Here is an 18269-nt window from a genome sequence, read left to right as displayed (position 1 = left end):
CGCTCGGCGTTGCCGCGGCGCGCGCTCAGTCGCGCGCGGCGGTCTGCTTGAGTTCGCGGTAGCGGCCCAGTGCCGCCTGCAGGTCCCCGTCGAGCGCGGCCTGGTCGCCGAGCTGCTGGTCGAGGATCGCCAGCTGGCGCTGCAGGTCCGCGCGCTGGCTGCGGATGCGGTCGCGCAGGGCCTTGTTGACCGGCTGCGCCTGCAGTTCCAGCTCGCCGGCCTGGCGCAGCTGCGACAGCAGACTGGTGCGCAGATTGGTCACGCCCATCTGCGAAGTCTTGATCGCTTCCTCGACCAGCACGATGCGCTCACCGTAGGCGCGGCGCAGGTCGGCTTCGGTCGCGTAGGACTCGACCATCGCCAGCTCGCGGCGGCGCGACGCCGCGTCGGCATCGGCGTCCAGGCGGGCCTGCCGCTGGGCCGCCTCGGCGGCGCTGCGCTCCTCGGCCGTGGGCGCGCGGCCCACTTCGGCCATGCGCAGGCCGCTGCGCGCACTGATCTCGGTGCGCGCGGCATCCACCGCGGACGCGGGCAGGGCATCGCCGCAGACGCGGCGGCTGCCTTCGTCCCAGCAATAGACCTTGCGATCGGCGGCGGCGGGCTTCTGCGCCGCGGCGCCGGTGGCCGCGATGGCCAGCAGCGCGCCGCCGGCCAGTCGGATGAGGTGATTCATGTCGTCCGTCCCCCTGAGCGGCCGAGGTGTGCCGACCCCGTCGGTCAGCTCGAGCTGTGGCGTCCGTGCCGCGCCCGGTAGGCCAGCAGGCGGTCGCGTTCCGTCGCCAGTGTCGCGTTTTCGCCGGCAAACGCAAGCAGGTCGGACAGGCCGGCGATCGCGATCACCGGTACGCCCTGGTCCTGCGCCACGCGCTCGGCGGCCGAACGCGCGTCGTCGTCGGCGACGCGCTCCTGGCGGTCGAGCGCGATGACGATGCCGGCCACGGTGCCGCCGGCCTCGGCGATCAGGCCCAGTGCCTCGCGGATCGCGGTGCCGGCGGTGATCACGTCGTCGACGATCAGCACCCGGCGTCCGGCGAGCGGCGCGCCGATCAGCATGCCGCCCTCGCCGTGCGCCTTGGCTTCCTTGCGGTTGAACGCCACCGGCAGGTCGCGGCCGCGGCGGGCGTATTCGCAGGCCAGCGCGGTCGCCAGCGGGATGCCCTTGTAGGCCGGGCCGAACAGCAGGTCGAAGTCCAGCCCGGCGGCGTCGAGCGCATCGGCATAACAGCCGGCCAGCGTGGCGATCGCGGCGCCCGAATCGAAGCGGCCGGCATTGAAGAAATACGGGCTGACGCGGCCGGACTTCAGCGTGAATTCGCCGAAGCGCAGGGCATCGGCGTCGAGCGCGAGCTGCAGGAAACGGGTGCGATGGTCGGTCATGACGGGCATTGTCCCACGCCGAGCGCGCGCAGCAGCAGGCGTTGCGGTCCCGCGGGGCCGCCGGGCAGAAGTTCGCCGCTGTCGACGAAGCCGGTCCGCCGGTACACATGGGCGGCGACGGTATTGGCCACATGCACGTTCAACATCAGCAGCCGGCGGTCGGGGCGTCGCCGCGCCAGATCCGCGAAACAGGCGTGGAGCGTCTGCGCGCCGAGACCGCGGCCCTGCCAGGCGAGGTCCAGTGCGAACGTCCGCAGCGTCACCGTGTACCGGTCGACGGCCTGCTGCGCGCACGCGGGGCTCGGGTAATCGAGGCGATAGAAGCCGATGACCGTCCGGCCCAGCACCACCACCATCGCGTCGCTGTCCGGCGCGTTCATGGCGTTGTCGACGTTGAAGGCGATATCGCCGGCGTAGAGCGCCTGCGTCGCCGTGAGCGCCACACGGCGCGCGGCCCCGGCCTGGGCGGTCGACGCCAGTTCCACGCACGGCAGTGGACCCGTCGACATCGGCGCAGGATACGCGCCGCAGAGGCCGGGCGGTCAGCGCGAATCCGTTAGGCTTGTCGCCGGTACACGTCGATCCGGGTCTGCATGAGAATCGTCAGCTTCAACGCCAACGGCGTCCGTTCCGCCGCGAAAAAAGGCTTCTTCGACTGGTTCGTCGCCCAGGACGCCGACGTGCTGTGCATGCAGGAGACCAAGGCGCAGGAGCACCAGCTGATCGGCGAGTCCGGTCTGCACCCGGACTTCCTGCCGGCCGGCTACAAGGCCTGGTTCCGCGACGCGTCGACCAAGAAGGGCTACAGCGGCGTGGCGATCTACGCCAAGCGCGAACCCGACGAGATCCGCACCGCGCTCGGCTGGGCGCCGTTCGACGACGAAGGCCGCTACATCGAGGCGCGCTTCGGCAATCTCAGCGTGGTGTCGTTCTACATTCCGTCCGGCTCATCGGGCGATCTGCGCCAGGGCTTCAAGTTCGAGGTCATGGACTGGCTCAAGCCGATCCTCGACGACTGGCTGGCCAGCGGCCGCGACTACGTGCTGTGCGGCGACTGGAACATCGTGCGTGCGCGCCACGACATCAAGAACTGGACCAGCAACCAGAAGAACTCCGGCTGCACGCCGCCAGAACGCGCCTGGCTCAACGGCATGATCGGCGACGCCAGCGGTGACGGCCTCATCGAGCCGCCCGCGAACGGCTGGCTCGACGCGCTGCGCGTGCTGCGGCCCGACGCGCCCGAATACACCTGGTGGAGCAACCGCGGCGGCGCGCGCGCCAACAATGTCGGGTGGCGGATCGACTACCAGTTCATCACCCCGTCGCTGCGCGACCGGGTGCAGGCGGTCGCCGTGCATCCCGAGCCGCGCTTCTCCGATCACGCGCCCTTGGTCGTGGACTACCGCGCGTGAGCACCGCCACACCCTCCGAGCCGGCCCCCGCGCGTCCGGGCTGGCGCACCGTGCTGGCCAACCTGCGCCAGCGCAAGGTGCTGGCGATGGTGCTGCTCGGTTTCAGCTCCGGCATCCCGATCTATCTCGTAGGCAACACGCTCGGCTACTGGATGCGCGAGAACGGCATCGAGCTGTCGATGATCGGGTTCCTGTCGTGGGTGGGTCTCGCGTATTCGCTGAAGTTCCTGTGGGCGCCGCTGGTCGACAAGGCGGATGCGCCGGTGTTCGGGCGCTGGCTCGGGCGGCGTCGCGGCTGGATGCTGCTGGCCCAGCTCGTGGTGGCGGTGGCGCTGGTGGGCATGGTGATGATCCAGCCGCGCGAGGACGTGCTGCGCATCGCCGGCATCGGCATCGACCGCCTGCTGGTGTTCGGCGCGCTGGCGCTGGCCGTCGCCTTCGCCTCGGCCACGCAGGACATCGTCATCGACGCCTGGCGTATCGAGAGCGCGTCGAGCAACGAGCAGCAGGGCCTGCTCACGTCGAGCTCCACCCTCGGCTATCGCGGCGCATTGCTCGTCACCGACGCGCTGATCCTGATCATGGCCGCGCGTGTCGGCTGGTCGGTGTCCTACCTGTGGATGGCGGCGTTGATGGGCGTCGGCGTGGTCGCGGTGATGATCGCGCGCGAGCCGGTCGCCAGTGCGGCCGCGACGAACCAGTCGCCCACCCTGTGGACCGCGCGCGGGTTGTTCGATGCGATCGTCGGGCCGTTCATCGCGTTCTTCGCCCAGCACGGCCGCTTCGCCTTCGTGATGCTGCTGGCGATCTGCCTGTACCGCATGCCGGATTTCGTGATGGGGCCGATGGCGAATCCCTTCTATGCCGATCTCGGTCTGGCGAAGGAAACCGTCGGCGCGGTCCGCGGCTCGGTCGGCCTGGTCGCGACGATCGTCGGCATTGCTGCCGCCGGGTTGTCCGCGGTGCGCTTCGGCTTCATGCCGACCCTGCTGGCCGGCGCGGTGCTCGGGCCCGGCTCGAACCTGGCGTTCGCGTATCTGGCGCTGCACGGCTCGGATACCGGCGTGTTCACCGCGGCGATGGTGATCGACAACTTCTGCAGCGGCTACGCCGGCGTGGCCCTGATCGGCTACATGTCCAGCCTGACCAGCCTCGGCTACACCGCCACCCAGTACGCCCTGCTGAGCTCGTTCTACGCACTGGCCGGCAAGGTGCTCAAGGGCTTTTCCGGGGTGTGGGTGGAACAGCTGTCGGTGGGGCGCACGCTGCTGGAAGGCTATGCGCTGTTCTTCACCGGCACGGCGCTGATCGGCATCCCGGCCATCGTGTTGTGCATCGTGCTGTGGCGAAGGCCGCCTGTGCCGCCTGCGGCACGGGTCGACCGCGCGGCGGTGTAGCGCCTTCCATGCCGGCTCGCATGCGACCGGCGTGCGCGAAGCGCGCTTTCCGTGATCCAGCGCGCGGTTCCAGCGCTCGGATCTGTGTTCTTCTTGTGCGATCCCCCGGGCGCGTTTCGACGCCGCCAGCGCTCTGTACCGGAGTCACCGAATGACCGACCTCATCGTCAAAGATATCGACGACGCCCTCGTCGAACGCATCACCGCCTTCGCCGCGGCCCAGGGCTGGGGGCAGGCACGCACGCTGCGTTTCCTGCTCGAACAGGGGCTGCGCGCCAACGTGGGCGACGAGCGCTCGAGCTTCGACGCCGACGAGGACACCGTGCTCGCCGCGGCGATCTCGGCACTGGAACAGGTGCCCGACGACACCTTCGCGCTGATCGGCCGCGGTTCCACCGCGTCCTGACAGGCGCGCGCTCGGCGTTTGTCGGAAATGCCGGCTCGCGCGCGAGCGCGCTCCTACATGGGGGTCACGCGCGCTTGATCTCCTTGGGCCCTGTAGAAGGTGTCCGACGATATCTTCGCGCTGATTGGCCGCCGTTCCAGTCCCTGACGACGCCGTCTGTAGGAGCGGGCTTGCGCGCGATCGGGCGTTTGTGGGGGATGCCGGCTCGCGCGCAAGCACGCTCCTGCAAGGGGGTCATGCGGGATAGATCCCGCCGAGCACACGCGGGCCCGCCGCTCCGGTGACCGTGGGCAGATTGCCCGGCAGGCCCAGCAACGTACGCCGCGCGAGCCACGCGAAGCCCATCGCCTCGACGTAGTCGGGGTCGAGGCCGTGCGCGGCACTCGACTCGACGACGACGCCCGGCAGCGCGTCGGCCAGCGCGCGCATCAGCGCGCCGTTGTGCACGCCGCCGCCGCAGGCGATCAGCCGCGCGGTCGCAGGCTGGCTCGCACGCAGGGCGTCGGCGATCGTGGTCACGCTCAATGCGAGCAGGGTCGCCTGGACGTCCGCCGGCGTCTCGCCACCGCGCAGCGCCGCCTCCACCCAATCGAGATGGAACTGGTCGCGGCCACTGGATTTCGGCGGCGGCAGGCTGAACCAGGGCTCGGCGCGCAGGCGCTCCAGCAGGGCGGCGTCGGGGCGTCCCTGCGCCGCCAGCGCGCCGTCGCGGTCGAAGGCGGCGCCGGTGTGGCGCAGGCACCAGGCGTCCATCAGCCCGTTGGCCGGGCCGGTGTCGAAGCCGCGCACCGCACCGCCGTCGCCCGGCAGCAGGGTCAGGTTGCCGATGCCGCCGAGGTTGAGTACCGCGCGGTCCTCGCCGGGCGCGTGCAGCAGCGCAGCATGCAGGCCGGGCAGCAGCGGCGCGCCGTGCCCGCCCGCGGCCACGTCGCGCCGGCGGAAGTCGGCCACGGTGGTGATGCCGGTGCGCTCGGCGATCCGGGAGGGGTCGCCGAGTTGCAGCGTGAATCCGTCGACGCCGTCGCCGGCGCGGCCCTGCGGCCGATGCCGCAGGGTCTGCCCGTGCGAGCCGATCGCGGAGATCTCGGACGCGGCCAGGCCGGCATCGGCCAGTGCGCGCCGGGCGGCGTCTGCGAAGCCGTCGGCGATGCGGGTGTCGAGTTCGCCCAAATCGTCGAGCGTCAGCGCGGCCGCCTGCTGGCCGAGCGCGACCAGCCGCGCGCGTAGCGCCGCGTCCCAGGGATAGGTGCAGCCGAAGCGCAGCGTCGCGCGGCAGGCGCCGTCGTCGTCGTCGAAACGCACGATCGCCGCGTCGATGCCGTCGACGCTGGTGCCCGAGATCAGGCCGAGATACAGGGCGTGCGCGGACATGGCGCGGTCGTTCGTGAGGTCGGATGTGGAACGCCCGGCACTGGGCCGGGCGTGGGGATCAACCGCGGCCGCTGCCGCTGCGTGGCGCCGACGCCACCTGGCGGTCCGGGTCCGGCGCGGCCGGCACCTGGGCGTAGATGATGTCCTCGACCTGGCGGATGCGCGCCAGTGCCGGGCCGGTCTGCTGGCGGAACTGCGCCAGCGCCGGGCCGGTCAGCGGGTCGGGCTCGGGCATTGTGTGCTGCAGCGGATTGCGGTGCACGCCGTTGACGCGGAATTCGTAGTGCAGGTGCGGGCCGGTCGACAGGCCGGTGGTGCCGACGTAGCCGATCACCGTGCCCTGGGCCACGCGCTGGCCCTGGCGGATGTTGCCGAAGCGCGACATGTGCGCGTACAGCGTGGTGTGGCCGCGGCCGTGGTCGAGCACCACGGTGTTGCCGTAGCCGCCCTGCACGCCGCGGAACTGCACGCGCGCATCGCCGGCGGCCATGATCGGCGTGCCGGTCGGCGCGGCGTAGTCGACGCCCTTGTGCATGCGCGAGGTGCCCAGCACCGGATGGCGGCGGTTGCCGAAGCGCGAGCTCAGCCGCGCGTACTGGATCGGCATGCGGATGAAGCTCTTCTTCAGCGGGCGGCCTTCGGCGTTGTAGTACTCGGCCTTGCCGTCCTGCTCGAAGCGGAACGCGCTGAAGGGCTTGCCCTTGGCGGTGAACACCGCCGCCTGCACCGGGCCGCTGCGGATCAGTTCGCCTTCGCGCCAGACCTGCTCGACGACGACGCTGAAGCGGTCGTTCTGGGTGACGTCGGTGTTGAAGTCGATGTCGTACTTGAAGACTTCGTCGGTCAGCGTGTTGATGTTCGCGCCCGACAGGCCCAGCTTGCGCGCCGAGTGGAACAGCGAGCGGCCGACGTTGCCGCTGATGACCACGTTGCGGATCTCGACCGGGCGTTCGATGACCTGTTCCTGCACCGCATCGCCGGCCACGGTGAGCTCGACGCGCTCGGTGTCGCTGCGGTCGTAGCGCAGCTTGTTGAGGCTGCCGTTGGCGGCGAGCTCGAAGCCCAGCTCGGTGCCCGGACGCATGCGCGTCAGCTTGGCCTTCGCGTCGGGCAGCTCGAGGATGCGGTGCATCGTCGAGGCCGGCAGGCCGAGGTCGGAGAAGATCGAGCCGAGCGTCTGCCCGCGCTCGACGGTCACCAGCTGCCAGTTGTCGTGCACCTGTGCGCTGCGCTGTGCGGCGGTCAGCGGCGGCAGCGCCAGGGCCATGGTGACCTGGGCGTGGGCATCGTCGTGGCCGTCGCGCATCGCGTGGGACAGGCCCGGCACCAGGGCGACCACCAGAGCGCCGACGGTCGCGAACAGGCTCACATGGGCCCAGTCGCGCCGCGTCCAACGGCCGGGATAGAGCTCGACGCCGCGTTGTGCGCCTTCGCGTGCCACGTTCCGTGCCGCAGCCTGCAGGTTCTCGTGGAGCACCCGCTGGTGGTGCGCGTCGCCCTGCGGTGGCGGGACAGATGTCGTCATCGTGGGATCCCGGATGGCGTGAAAGACGTGTCAGCGGGGTAACATAGAGATGTGAGGTCCATGCGTCAAATGCCTGAGCGGATTGGGATTTTTGCTTCACGGTGTCGCATAACGACCCTTTAACGAACCCCGGTCGCCCGTTCACATCGTGAATACGCGCGCCGTCACAAATGCTTCACGAACGAGATTGCACCCGATGTCCCAGCCCCCCGCCATCGACCTGATCGCCCGCGGTACCGACGAGATCCTCAAGCGCGACGACCTCGAAGCGCGCCTGAAGCTGGGCCGCCCGCTGCGGATCAAGGCCGGCTTCGACCCCACCGCGCCGGATCTGCATCTGGGCCATACCGTGCTGCTGAACAAGCTGCGCCAGTTCCAGGATCTCGGTCACCAGGTGATCTTCCTGATCGGCGATTTCACCGGGATGATCGGCGACCCGTCCGGCAAGAGCGCGACCCGCAAGTCGCTGTCGCGCGAGGACGTGCTGGCCAACGCCGAGACCTACAAGGCGCAGGTGTTCAAGGTGCTGGACGAGGCGAAGACCGAAGTCCGCTTCAACTCCGAGTGGTTCGGCACGATGGGCGCGGCCGACATGATCCGCCTGGCGTCCTCGCACACCGTGGCGCGGATGCTCGAGCGCGACGATTTCGCCAAGCGCTACGCCGGCCAGCAGCCGATCGCGATCCACGAGTTCCTCTACCCGCTGGTGCAGGGCTACGACTCCGTGGCGCTCAAGGCCGACGTCGAATGCGGCGGCACCGACCAGAAGTTCAACCTGCTGATGGGCCGCGGCCTGCAGGAAAGCCACGGCCAGGCGCCGCAGATCGTGCTGACGATGCCGCTGCTGGTCGGGCTCGACGGCGTCAACAAGATGGGCAAGTCGCTCGGCAACTACATCGGCGTGACCGAGCCGGCGATCGACATGGTCAACAAGACCATGAAGATCGGCGATGCGCTGATGTGGGACTGGATCGAACTGCTGAGCTTCGAGATCGGCATCGACGAGGCGAAGGCGCTCAAGGCCGACGTCGAGGCCGGCACGCTGAACCCGCGCGACGTGAAGCTGCGCCTCGCGCGCGAACTCGCGACACGTTTCCACGATGCCGACGCGGCCGAGCTCGCGATCCGCGGCTGGCAGGTCGCGATCTCCGGCGAAGGCGACGTGTCGCTGCTGCCGCTGCAGGACGTGACGGTGCCGGCCGAGGGCCTGCGCATCGGCGCGCTGCTGACGGCGGCCGGGATCACGCCGAGCAATTCGGAAGCCGGGCGCAAGCTGAAAGAACGCGCGGTCAAGGTCGACGGCGCGGTGATCGAGGACGCCGGTCTGGAATTCAAGCCGGGCTTCGAAGGCGTGCTGCAGGTCGGCAAGCGCAACTTCGCGCGGGTGCGGCTGGTCGCGGGCTGATCCGGACGGCGCGCGCCGTCAGGCGTTCGCGCGCGCCAGCAGCACGTCGGCGTGGCAGGGCCCGTCGAGGCTGCACCAGCAGGCGAGGTTGCGGCCGCGCAACGGCGTGAGATCCAGGCCATCCGGCTGTGCGTCGAGCTGCGCGGCGAAACGGGCGACGCAGGTGGCCCGGTCGCCGTCGACGCCGATCCGGAACGGGTTGCCCCAGCGTCCGGGGCGCGCCACGACGGTGGCCGCCAGTCCATTGATGCTGCGCGAATGGGCCTGCAGTTCGAATCCGCGGCGACGCGACAGCTGCAGGCGCACCGGCGTGCTCATGCGGCCGCCGGCCGGTGCCAGGGTGCGCCGCGCCAGGTGGCGTGGTCGGCCAGCGCCAGCAGCGCGTGATCCTCGTGCGTGTCGCCGTAGGCGTGGACCGCGCGATAACCGGCCAGGTCGTAGCGCTCGCGCACGCGTCGCGCCTTCTCGTCGGCCACGCATTGCGCACCGGCGTAGTGGCCGGTGAGCACGCCCTCGCGCGCCGCCAGCGACGAACAGATCCAGTCGAGGCCCTGCGCCCGGCACCACGGCGCCAGATAGACGTCGAAGCCGCCCGAGACCACGACCACCGTGTCGCCGCGTGCCCGGTGCCAGTCGATCCGCGCCTGTATCTCCGGCCGCACCAGTGTGGGGAGCAGATCGGCGGCGAGCGATGCGCCGGCGGCCTCGACCTCCGCGAGCGGAACGTTCTTGAATGCATAGCGCACCAGCGCCGCGCGCAACGCGTGTACCGGCACCAGCTTGAGTTTGTAGCCGATGACCAGTGGCGCAAACAGCGCGGTGCCGAGCGCGCGTCGCCGTGGCGGGATCGCGTGCCGGATGAAATCAGGAAACGTCTCGCGCGTGGTGATCGTGCCGTCGAAATCGAACAGCGCCAGATCGCGCGCGTCCTGCGTGCGGTGCGGCGCCCCGTCCATGCTCAGCCGACCGCCAGTGCCGCGCGGACGAACAGCGTGACCACGCAGCCCAGTGCGCCGAACCACGCGAGGCTGCGCAGCGGCGCACGATCGGCGATGTAGGCCGCCCCGTGCACGATACGCAGCACCACAAATGCGATCGCCAGCGCGGCGATCGTCGACGGCGCGACACCCGCCAGCTGCGCCAGCACCACGCCCGCGGCGAACGGCGGGAAGGCTTCCAGCGCGTTCGAGTGCGCGTGGTAGGCGCGCTGCAGGCGCGGACTGTCCTGGCGCGCGATCCAGCCGCGGGGATCGCGGTTGTCGTAGCGCGGGGCCGAGGCCTTGGCGATGCCGACCCACAGATAGGGCAGCAGCGCGGTGATCAATACACAGACGTAGGCGAGTGACAGGGTCATGGGGGAGGTCCTCGAACGAACGAAGGGCGGCGTTTCCGCCGCCCTTCGAGGGGAATCGCAGTGCGGAGCGCCTTACGGCGCGCCGCCAGCCTCGGCCCGCTGCGCGTCGCGCGTGGCCTTGAACGCATTGCCGTCGTACCAGTTCGGCCAGCGCGCGGTGTCGTCGACCAGCACGCGGCCCACGCCGTAGAGCGCCTCGAGGTCCTGCACCACGCCGTCGAGGTTCCAGTCCGGGTTGTACTCGTCGCTGGGCTGGTGGTAGCGCTTGGCGTAGTCGTCGATCGCCGCCTGGCCGGCCGCGGCGCCGCCGTCGACCAGATCGTTGCCGCCCTTGGCGTACAGCGACGGCACGCCCGCCTTGACGAAGTTGAAGTGGTCGGAGCGGAAGTAGAAGCCGCCGGCCGGATTGCTCTCTTCCACCAGCGTGCGGTTCTGCTCGTCGGCGAAGGTCTTGAGGATGTCTTCCATCTCCGAGTTGCCGAGGCCGGTGACCACGAAATCGCGCGACGGGCCGGCGACGCTCATCGCGTCGAGGTTGATCACGCCGACCGTGCGCGCGAGATCGATGCTCGGCTGGGCGACGTAGTACTTGCTGCCCAGCAGGCCCGACTCCTCCAGCGTGACCGCCAGGAACACCAGCGAGCGCTTCGGCTTCGGCTCGGTCGTGGCGAACTTCTCGGCGATCTCGATGATGCCGGCCACGCCGGTCGCGTTGTCGATCGCGCCGTTGTAGATCTGGTCGCCGTCGTCACCCTCGTGCGTGCCCAGGTGATCCCAGTGCGCGAGATAGAGCACCGCCTCGTCCGGCGTCTCGGTGCCCGGCAGGATGCCGACCACGTTGCGCGAACTCTTCTCGGCGATCGTGCTCTTGAGGTCGAACGACACCGTTGCGTTGAGCGGCACCGGCTTGAAGCCGCGGGTGTTGGCGGCCTTGATCTGCGCGTTGAGATCCAGGCCCGCATCGGCGAACAGCTGGGTGGCGACCTCGCCGCTGATCCAGCCCTGCGCGGGCAGGCGCGGTTCCGGATCGTCCTCGGCGCGCAGGTCGAACTGCGCACCCGACCAGGAGTTGCGGACCACGTCCCAGCCGTAGGAGGCGCCCGGCGTGTCGTGCACGATCAGCGCCGCGGCCGCGCCCTTGCGCGCGGCTTCCTCGAACTTGTAGGTCCAGCGGCCGTAGTAGGTCATGCGCTCGCCGCCGAACAGCGTCGCGTCCTGGGCGTGGAAGCCCGGATCATTGACCAGGATGACGACGGTCTTGCCGGTGACGTCGAGGCCGGCGTAGTCGTTCCAGTTCTGCTCCGGCGCATCGACGCCGTAGCCCACGAACACCAGCTCGCTGTCGGCGACGTTGACGTCGGTCTGGCCGGTACGGGTGCCGATCACCATGTCGTCGCCGAACGCGAGATCGCGCGCGCCGGCGCCGGTGGTCAGCTTGAGCACGGTCGACGGGTCGGCCGTGGTCTCGATCATCGGCACGGTCTGGTACCAGCTGTCGTTGTCGCCGCCCGGCTGCAGGCCGATGCGCTCGAACTGGGCCCGGATGTACTCGACGGTCTTCTCTTCGCCGTCGGTGCCCGGCGCGCGGCCGGCGAATTCGTCGGAGGCCAGCGTCTTCACCAGCTCGTCGAAATCGTCGGCGGTGATGTCGGCCGAGAACGCGTGCGCGGCCTCGGCATCGGGCAGCGCCGCGGCATCCGGCGTCGCGTCGTCACGGCCGCAGGCGGCGAGCGCCAGTGCGAGCGGCAACGCCAGCAGAAGAGGGGTATGACGCATCCGGGAACCTCCAGAAAACCATGGAGGCCGCACTATACGTGCGTTCAGGCGCGGGCGCGTCCGGGGGGCGGCGCGCCCCTGCCGGTCATTCCTGCGGCGCGCGCGGGGTGTCGTATGAGATCGGCGTGGCGCCGGTGATCGCACCGGTGCGCGCGCTGGTATGCACGTACAGCGTGACCTCGCGCTTGAATTCCAGCGGGCCGTCGACCACCGCATCCGGGCCGATGACCACGCGCGGATTGCGCCGGTTGATCGTCACCGGGAACCAGTTCGACGAGGGCTTGTCGATCGTCAGGCCGCCGCGCACCCGCGAGCCCGCGCCGATGGTGACGTCGCCATTGACCGTTTTCACGTCGCCGGCGACTTCGGTGCCGACGAGGCCGATCGCGCCGTTGACGGTGCCGACGTTGCCGCCGACACGGCCGCCGCGATCGACGAAGACGCCGCCGCTGACGCTTTCGATGTGCCGGCCCACGCGCGCGTCGGTGCCGAGGCGGATGCCGCCGTTGACCGTGGTCAGGGTTTCGACCTGCGCGCGCGCGCCCAGGGTGATGCCGCCATTGACGGTCTCCATGTCCTCGGCCTGGAGGCCGTCACCACTGCGGATGCCGCCGTTGACGGTTTCGGCATTGCGCAGCGTGGCGCCGTCACCGATGCGGATGCCGCCGTTGACGGTGCTCAGGTCGCGATAGGCCTGGCCGGCTTCGGCGCTGACGCCGCCATTGACCTTGGAGATGTCCTCCTGCGCCAGGGCGCCGCCCGTCGCCAGGGCGAGCCCGACCGCGAGCAGCAGGGGCGCGGAACGGAAGCGTGCGTGGGCTCGAATCATGGCCATGACCTCGTTGAATGGCGGGTGGGCCCGCAGGGCCCGTGTGCACCGTAGCTTGCCGCCGTGTCGCTACAATCGCATCTGTCTTTCGTCACTGGGCCGAACGTCGTGCCGCACGCCGCAAGTTCTCCCCGTCCCCGCCCCGTCGTCCTGCTGATTCTCGACGGCTGGGGCCACCGCGACGACCCGCGCGACAACGCGATCGCCCTGGCACAGCTGCCGGTCTGGCGGCGTCTGCTGGCCGAGCACCCGACCACGCTGATCCACACCGAAGGCCGCCACGTCGGCCTGCCGGACGGGCAGATGGGCAATTCGGAGGTCGGCCACATGAACATCGGCGCCGGCCGCATCGTCTACCAGGATCTCACCCGGGTGGACGCGGCGATCGAGGACGGCAGCTTCTTCGCCAATGCCGAACTCAATGCGGCCTGCGACGCGGCGCTCGCCAGCGGCGGCACGCTGCACGTGTTCGGCCTGCTGTCGCCCGGCGGTGTGCACAGCCATGAAACGCACGTGTTCGCGATGCTCGACCTGGCCAAGCGGCGCGGCGTGCCGCGCGTGGCCGTGCATGCGTTCACCGACGGCCGCGACACGCCGCCGCGCTCGGCCGAGGCCAGCCTGCGCGCGCTGCAGGACCGCTGCGCGGCGCTCGGCAACGCGCATGTCGCCAGCGTGGGTGGCCGCTACTTCGCGATGGACCGCGATTCGCGTTGGGAACGCGTGCGCAAGGCCTGGGACGCGATGGTCGAGGCCCGCGGTGAGACCGCGACCGATGCGCTCGCCGCACTGCGCGCGGCTTACGCGCGCGACGAGAACGACGAATTCGTCGCGCCGACGGTCATCGACGGCGCCGTACCGATGGCCGACGGCGACGCCGTGGTGTTCATGAATTTCCGCGCCGACCGCGCCCGCCAGCTCACGGCCGCGTTCGTCAGTCCGACCTTCGACGGCTTCGACACGCGCCGTCCGCAGCTGTCGCGCTTCGTCTGCCTCACCGAATACGACGCCCACCTGCCCGCACCGCTGGCCTTCGCGCCGGACCACCTGCCCAACACGCTGGGCGAGGTGCTCGGTGCGCACGGCCTGACCCAGCTGCGCATCGCCGAAACCGAGAAGTACGCGCACGTGACGTTCTTCCTCAGCGGCGGCCGCGAGGATCCCTACCCCGGCGAGGACCGCATTCTGGTGCCGAGCCCGAAGGTTGCGACCTACGACCTGCAGCCGGAAATGAGCGCGCCCGAGGTCTGCGCGAAGCTGGTGCAGGCGGTGCGCGACGAACGCTTCGACGTGATTCTGTGCAACTTCGCCAATCCGGACATGGTCGGCCACACCGGCGTGCTTGAGGCGGCAATCAAGGCCGTGGAGACCGTCGACCGCGCGGTCGGCGAGATCGTCGAGATCGTGCGCGCCAAGGGCGGCGAGCTGCTGGTCACTGCCGACCACGGCAACGTCGAGATGATGCGTGATCCGGAAACCGGCGAGCCGCACACCGCGCACACCGTTGGGCCGGTGGACCTGGTCTACGTCGGCAGCCGCACCGGCGGCCTGCGTCGCGGCGGCGCACTGCGTGACCTGGCGCCTACGATCCTCGATCTGCTCGGCGTCGAGGCGCCGGCCGAGATGACCGGTCGCTCGCTGCTGCAGATCGACGGCTGACGATGTCGCGCGGGGCGATGGCGGGCCGGGCCGCGCTGCTGGTGACCGCGCTGCTGCTGGCGGCGTCGCCGGTGTTGGACGCCGCCGCGCAGAGCAGTCGCGAGACCGAACGCCGGCTCGAACGCGTGCGCAAGGAACTGCGCGACGTCGCGGCCGAGCGGCGTCGGCTCGAGGGTCAGCGCGGCGCCGCGGCGCGCGAGCTGCGTCAGGTCGACGAGCAGGTCGCCAGTTCGTCGAAGGCGCTGGCCGACACGCGGCGCAGGCTCGACGAGGAACAGGCCCAGCTGGCGCGGCTGCAGACCCGGCGCCAGGAACTCGATGCGACGGTCGCCACGCGCCGCACCGAACTCGCCTCGTTGCTGCGCGCCGCCTACACGATCGGCGACGATGCCGCGCTCAAGCTGATGCTCGCCCAGGACCGCGTGGCCGATGCCGGGCGCCTGCTGGTCTATCACCGGTACCTGCAGCAGCAGCGCAGCGAGCGGATCGCGACGCTGCAGGCCGAGATGGCCGAACTCGACGGCATCGAGGCGCAGATCCAGGACCGCCGCGCCGCGCTGGAAGCCGCGCAGACCGAGCAGCGTGCGCGGCTGGCCCAGGTCGAGGCCGACCGCCGCCAGCGCGCCGAGGCGATGAAAGGCCTCGAATCCCGCTTCAACGACCGCAGCGCGCGCGAACAGGCGCTCGGCAGTGATGCCCGGTCGCTCGAGCGGGTGCTGGCGCAGTTGCGCGAGGCGGCGCGGCGAGCCGAGGCCGAACGGCGTGCGGCCGCGGCGGCGGAACGTGCGCGCCAGGCCCGTGAAGCGCGCGAGGCCCGCGACAGCGGAACGCCGGCCACACCGCGCCCGGCACCGCGCCCACGGCCGCAGGTCGCCACGGCGCCCGCGCCGCAGGTCGGCGGTCTCGGCTGGCCGGTCAGCGGCAGCCTGCTGACCGCCTACGGCGGCCGCCTGCCCGATGGCCGCAACAGCACCGGGGTGCTGATCGGCGCGCCGGCCGGCACGCCGGTCAAGGCGGTCGGCGACGGCACCGTGGTCTTCGCCGAGTGGATGACCGGCTACGGCATGCTGCTGATCGTCGATCACGGCAACGGCTACATGAGCCTGTACGCCCACAACGACGCGCTGCTGAAGAATGCCGGCGACCGGGTCACGCGCGGCGAGACACTGGCCAGTGTCGGCAACTCCGGCGGTCAGGGCCGCTCCGGGCTGTATTTCGAACTGCGCCAGGGCGGCAAGCCGGTCAATCCGTCCACGTGGCTGCAGCGGCGCTGAGCCGACGCATGTGCGGGGCTCGGCGCGACGCGCGGCCGAGGTCGTGACGCGCTGCATCGACGCGTGATCCGGATGCTCGGGAGATGCGCTGCACGTGGGCCGACCGCGCGAAGCACCGGCATGCCGCCGCTGCATTACATGACGCCGGATTCGGGATTTCCCGCTCGCCAGCGCGTGCGACCGGCGCCAGGCTGGCGGTCGAGATCGCGGGAGCACACGGATGTGCACGTCGACGCCCCACCGGTTCGCGCGGCTGCTGCGGCGGCAGTCCAGCGACGCCCAATGCCTGCTGTGGTTCCATCTGCGCGACCGGCGCCTGGCCGATGTGGAGTTCCGGCGCGCCCAGCGGATGGGTCTGTTCGACGCGGATTTTTTCGCGCTCGAGGCTGCCCTGGTCGTCGATGTGGAGGCCGCTCCGGCGCCTGGGCCGGGCGACGCCTTTCGCATCCGCTGGCTCGAACGCCGCGGCGTTCGCGTGCTGCGGGTCTGGAGTCACGACGTGCTGGTGCGCACCGACCAGGTGCTCGACAAAATCCACGCGGCCGTGCTCGCACGGCGCCACGATGCCGCGCCTACGTCACCGCGCTGGCCGCCGGGCGCATGCACGCTGACGGCGCAGACGCCGTTGCAGGCGGTCGCGCGCGCACGTTGAACTATGCACTGAGCGCGTGGCGCCGAACCACGTCGGCGTGTCGCGTCCGAGCCGGGCACGGAGGGCAGCGCGGTCGCACGATACCTTGCCCAGGGCGTTGCAGGCGCAGGCGTTGCCCGGCGCACCCATGGCCGTGCCCCGCTGCCGACCTCTGGAATGACGCAGGCCCGGGCGCCCGCCAGCGCCACGTCGGCGGAACTGAACATCGCGCCGGTGCCTTAACGCATTCACGAAGGTGCACCGCATAATCGAATCGGCGCCAGATCGGCGCGGTCCCGTATTCCCTGGAGTCCTGCATGCGCGTTCGTTCCCTGACGCTGGCCCTGTCGCTGCTGCTGTCGCCCGCGGCCTTCGCGCAGGATCCGGCGCCGCAGCCGACCGACACGGCGCCTGCCCCGCAGGACACCACTCCGGACGCCCCGATGGCGCCGGACGCGCCTGCCGACGTCGACGCGCCGGACGAGGCGCAGGCCGCGCGCGAAGTCGCCGCCAGCGACGATCCCGACGCGATCGAGCACGCGTCCAGCCGGGTCCCGCTGGAGGAGATCCGTCGCTACGTCGGTGTCTTCAACGCGGTGCGCCAGGCCTACGTGGAGCCGGTGGAAGACCGCAAGCTGATGAGCTCGGCGATCCGCGGCCTGCTGCTCGACCTCGACCCGCACAGCGTCTACCTCGAAAAGGCCGACGCCGAGGCGTTCGACGAGGGCACGGCGGGCGCCTATGACGGCATCGGCGTCGAGGTGATGTACCTGCCCGACGGCAGCATGCGCGTCATCGCGCCGATCGACGGCACGCCGGCCGAGACGGCCGGGATCCGCGCCGGCGACGTCATCGTCAGCGTCGACGGCCGCTCGCTGTCGCCGTCCGATCACGAAGGGCCGGGGCCGCTGCGCGGCGCGCCGGGCACAGCGGTCACCCTCGGCGTGCTGCGCGACGGCGAACGCGCCCCGCTGGACATCCGCGTCCAGCGCGAGACGATCCGCGTCGTCAGCGTGCGTGGGCGCATGCTCGAGCCGGGCTACGGCTACGTGCGCCTGAGCCAGTTCCAGATGGACACCGCCGCCGAGTTCAACCGCGTCGTCGACGAACTGAAGGCCGGTAGCGGCGGTCGCCTGCGCGGGCTGGTCATCGACCTGCGCAGCAATCCCGGTGGTCTGCTGACCGCCGCGGTGCAGATCGCCGACGACCTGCTCGACACCGGCAAGATCGTCAGCACGCGCGGGCGCATTCCGATCAGCGAGGCCGAGTTCAGCGCCACGCCGGGCGACGTGCTCGACGGCGCGCCGGTGGTGCTGATCGTCGACGTCGGCTCGGCCAGCGCGTCGGAAGTGCTGGCCGGTGCGCTGCGAGACAACGACCGCGCCCGTGTCATCGGCAGCCGCACCTTCGGCAAGGGCTCGGTGCAGACCGTGCTGCCGCTCGACAACGGCGATTCGGTCAAGCTCACCACCGCGCGCTACTACACGCCCAACGGGCGCTCGATCCAGGCGCGCGGCATCGATCCGGACGTGGTGTTGCGCGCTGAAGGCGCTGCGGGCGACGACGCGCCGCGTGCGGCCTCGGCCTACACCGAAGCCGCGTTGCCGGGCCATCTGCGCGGCGACGAGGAAGACGGCAGCACCGGCGGCGAAGCCCTGCCGGGCGACGCGCCGATCGCCGCGGCGCTGGCCGAACTCAAGACCCCGGGAACGACGCCCGCAGCGACCGCCGCAGCGGCGGACTGAGCCGCACGGCAGCCGTTCGATCGTGTCGGTGTGTCGGCGTGTCGCACAGTTGCGCGGCATCGATGCGCACCGGCATCGCCGGCATGACGACGCGCCCGGCCCGATGGCGCG

The 18269-nt window shown here is 70.8% G+C and carries 18 protein-coding genes; 8 read left to right on the top strand and 10 right to left on the bottom strand.

Annotated features, from left to right (window positions below; all coding sequences use genetic code 11):
- Positions 1-25: 25 nt before the first annotated feature.
- The 3 genes from ACF3M1_RS16145 to ACF3M1_RS16135 are packed head-to-tail and all read right to left on the bottom strand — an operon-like array spanning position 26 to position 1862.
- On the bottom strand, positions 26-673 hold the full coding sequence (locus ACF3M1_RS16145; RefSeq protein WP_394002361.1) for a hypothetical protein: 648 nt from the start codon (positions 671-673) through the stop codon (positions 26-28).
- 44 nt (positions 674-717) lie between these two features.
- Entirely contained in the window at positions 718-1377 is a 660-nt protein-coding gene (gene pyrE / locus ACF3M1_RS16140) for an orotate phosphoribosyltransferase (RefSeq protein ID WP_394002359.1), read from the bottom strand.
- The gene (locus ACF3M1_RS16135; RefSeq protein WP_394002357.1) at positions 1374-1862 is read right to left on the bottom strand and encodes a GNAT family N-acetyltransferase; all 489 of its coding nucleotides are present in this window, start codon (positions 1860-1862) and stop codon (positions 1374-1376) included. Before ACF3M1_RS16135 ends, pyrE begins: the two co-directional genes overlap by 4 nt.
- A 108-nt stretch (positions 1863-1970) precedes the next feature.
- Between ACF3M1_RS16135 and ACF3M1_RS16130 the strand changes: the two genes are divergently transcribed.
- From ACF3M1_RS16130 to ACF3M1_RS16120, 3 genes are all read left to right on the top strand, one after another.
- Complete coding sequence (locus tag ACF3M1_RS16130) at positions 1971-2789, top strand: exodeoxyribonuclease III (RefSeq protein WP_394002355.1); 819 nt, start codon at positions 1971-1973, stop codon at positions 2787-2789.
- Positions 2786-4186: an AmpG family muropeptide MFS transporter gene (locus ACF3M1_RS16125; protein WP_394002353.1), complete on the top strand. Its 1401-nt coding sequence runs from the start codon at positions 2786-2788 to the stop codon at positions 4184-4186. The genes ACF3M1_RS16130 and ACF3M1_RS16125 overlap by 4 nt, the downstream gene beginning before the upstream one ends.
- Positions 4187-4337: 151 nt before the next feature.
- Positions 4338-4592 (top strand): hypothetical protein, encoded by a 255-nt coding sequence (locus ACF3M1_RS16120; protein ID WP_394002351.1) that lies wholly within the window; start codon positions 4338-4340, stop codon positions 4590-4592.
- 234 nt (positions 4593-4826) lie between these two features.
- Here the strand turns inward: ACF3M1_RS16120 and ACF3M1_RS16115 are convergent, their stop codons facing one another.
- Together ACF3M1_RS16115 and ACF3M1_RS16110 are read right to left on the bottom strand one after the other, a co-directional pair.
- Entirely contained in the window at positions 4827-5963 is a 1137-nt protein-coding gene (locus ACF3M1_RS16115) for an anhydro-N-acetylmuramic acid kinase (protein ID WP_394002349.1), read from the bottom strand.
- Between the two features lie 58 nt (positions 5964-6021).
- A complete protein-coding gene (locus ACF3M1_RS16110; protein WP_394002347.1) occupies positions 6022-7488 on the bottom strand; it encodes a peptidoglycan DD-metalloendopeptidase family protein in 1467 nt (488 codons plus the stop codon).
- Positions 7489-7684: 196 nt separating this feature from the next.
- Between ACF3M1_RS16110 and tyrS the strand changes: the two genes are divergently transcribed.
- Entirely contained in the window at positions 7685-8893 is a 1209-nt protein-coding gene (tyrS, locus tag ACF3M1_RS16105; protein ID WP_394002345.1) for a tyrosine--tRNA ligase, read from the top strand.
- 18 nt (positions 8894-8911) lie between these two features.
- Here tyrS and ACF3M1_RS16100 read toward each other — a convergent pair whose 3' ends face one another.
- The 5 genes from ACF3M1_RS16100 to ACF3M1_RS16080 all read right to left on the bottom strand — a co-directional run bounded on the left by ACF3M1_RS16100 (position 8912) and on the right by ACF3M1_RS16080 (position 12852).
- Positions 8912-9211: a DUF4326 domain-containing protein gene (locus tag ACF3M1_RS16100; protein WP_394002344.1), complete on the bottom strand. Its 300-nt coding sequence runs from the start codon at positions 9209-9211 to the stop codon at positions 8912-8914.
- Positions 9208-9849, bottom strand: coding sequence for an HAD family hydrolase (locus tag ACF3M1_RS16095; protein WP_394002342.1), 642 nt, complete (start codon positions 9847-9849; stop codon positions 9208-9210). The genes ACF3M1_RS16100 and ACF3M1_RS16095 overlap by 4 nt, the downstream gene beginning before the upstream one ends.
- A 2-nt stretch (positions 9850-9851) precedes the next feature.
- Complete coding sequence (locus ACF3M1_RS16090) at positions 9852-10247, bottom strand: MAPEG family protein (RefSeq protein ID WP_394002340.1); 396 nt, start codon at positions 10245-10247, stop codon at positions 9852-9854.
- Between the two features lie 72 nt (positions 10248-10319).
- Positions 10320-12023 carry a M28 family metallopeptidase gene (locus ACF3M1_RS16085; RefSeq protein WP_394002338.1) on the bottom strand — a complete coding sequence of 568 codons (1704 nt, stop codon included), beginning with the start codon at positions 12021-12023 and terminating at the stop codon, positions 10320-10322.
- 85 nt (positions 12024-12108) lie between these two features.
- The gene (locus tag ACF3M1_RS16080) at positions 12109-12852 is read right to left on the bottom strand and encodes a hypothetical protein (protein ID WP_394002336.1); all 744 of its coding nucleotides are present in this window, start codon (positions 12850-12852) and stop codon (positions 12109-12111) included.
- A gap of 108 nt (positions 12853-12960) precedes the next feature.
- Between ACF3M1_RS16080 and gpmI the strand changes: the two genes are divergently transcribed.
- The 4 genes from gpmI (at position 12961) to ACF3M1_RS16060 (ending at position 18158) form a co-directional block, all read left to right on the top strand.
- The gene (gene gpmI, locus ACF3M1_RS16075) at positions 12961-14508 is read left to right on the top strand and encodes a 2,3-bisphosphoglycerate-independent phosphoglycerate mutase (protein ID WP_394002334.1); all 1548 of its coding nucleotides are present in this window, start codon (positions 12961-12963) and stop codon (positions 14506-14508) included.
- A gap of 17 nt (positions 14509-14525) precedes the next feature.
- Positions 14526-15782: a murein hydrolase activator EnvC family protein gene (locus ACF3M1_RS16070; protein WP_394002332.1), complete on the top strand. Its 1257-nt coding sequence runs from the start codon at positions 14526-14528 to the stop codon at positions 15780-15782.
- Between the two features lie 220 nt (positions 15783-16002).
- Positions 16003-16434 (top strand): endonuclease domain-containing protein, encoded by a 432-nt coding sequence (locus ACF3M1_RS16065; RefSeq protein WP_394002330.1) that lies wholly within the window; start codon positions 16003-16005, stop codon positions 16432-16434.
- A 422-nt stretch (positions 16435-16856) separates the two neighbouring features.
- Positions 16857-18158 (top strand): S41 family peptidase, encoded by a 1302-nt coding sequence (locus ACF3M1_RS16060; RefSeq protein ID WP_394005307.1) that lies wholly within the window; start codon positions 16857-16859, stop codon positions 18156-18158.
- Positions 18159-18269 lie beyond the last annotated feature (111 nt).

It is taken from the genome of Luteimonas sp. WGS1318, from assembly GCF_043187535.1.
Taxonomy (GTDB): Bacteria; Pseudomonadota; Gammaproteobacteria; order Xanthomonadales; family Xanthomonadaceae; genus Luteimonas.
This window is presented reverse-complemented; position numbering and strand designations above follow the sequence as displayed.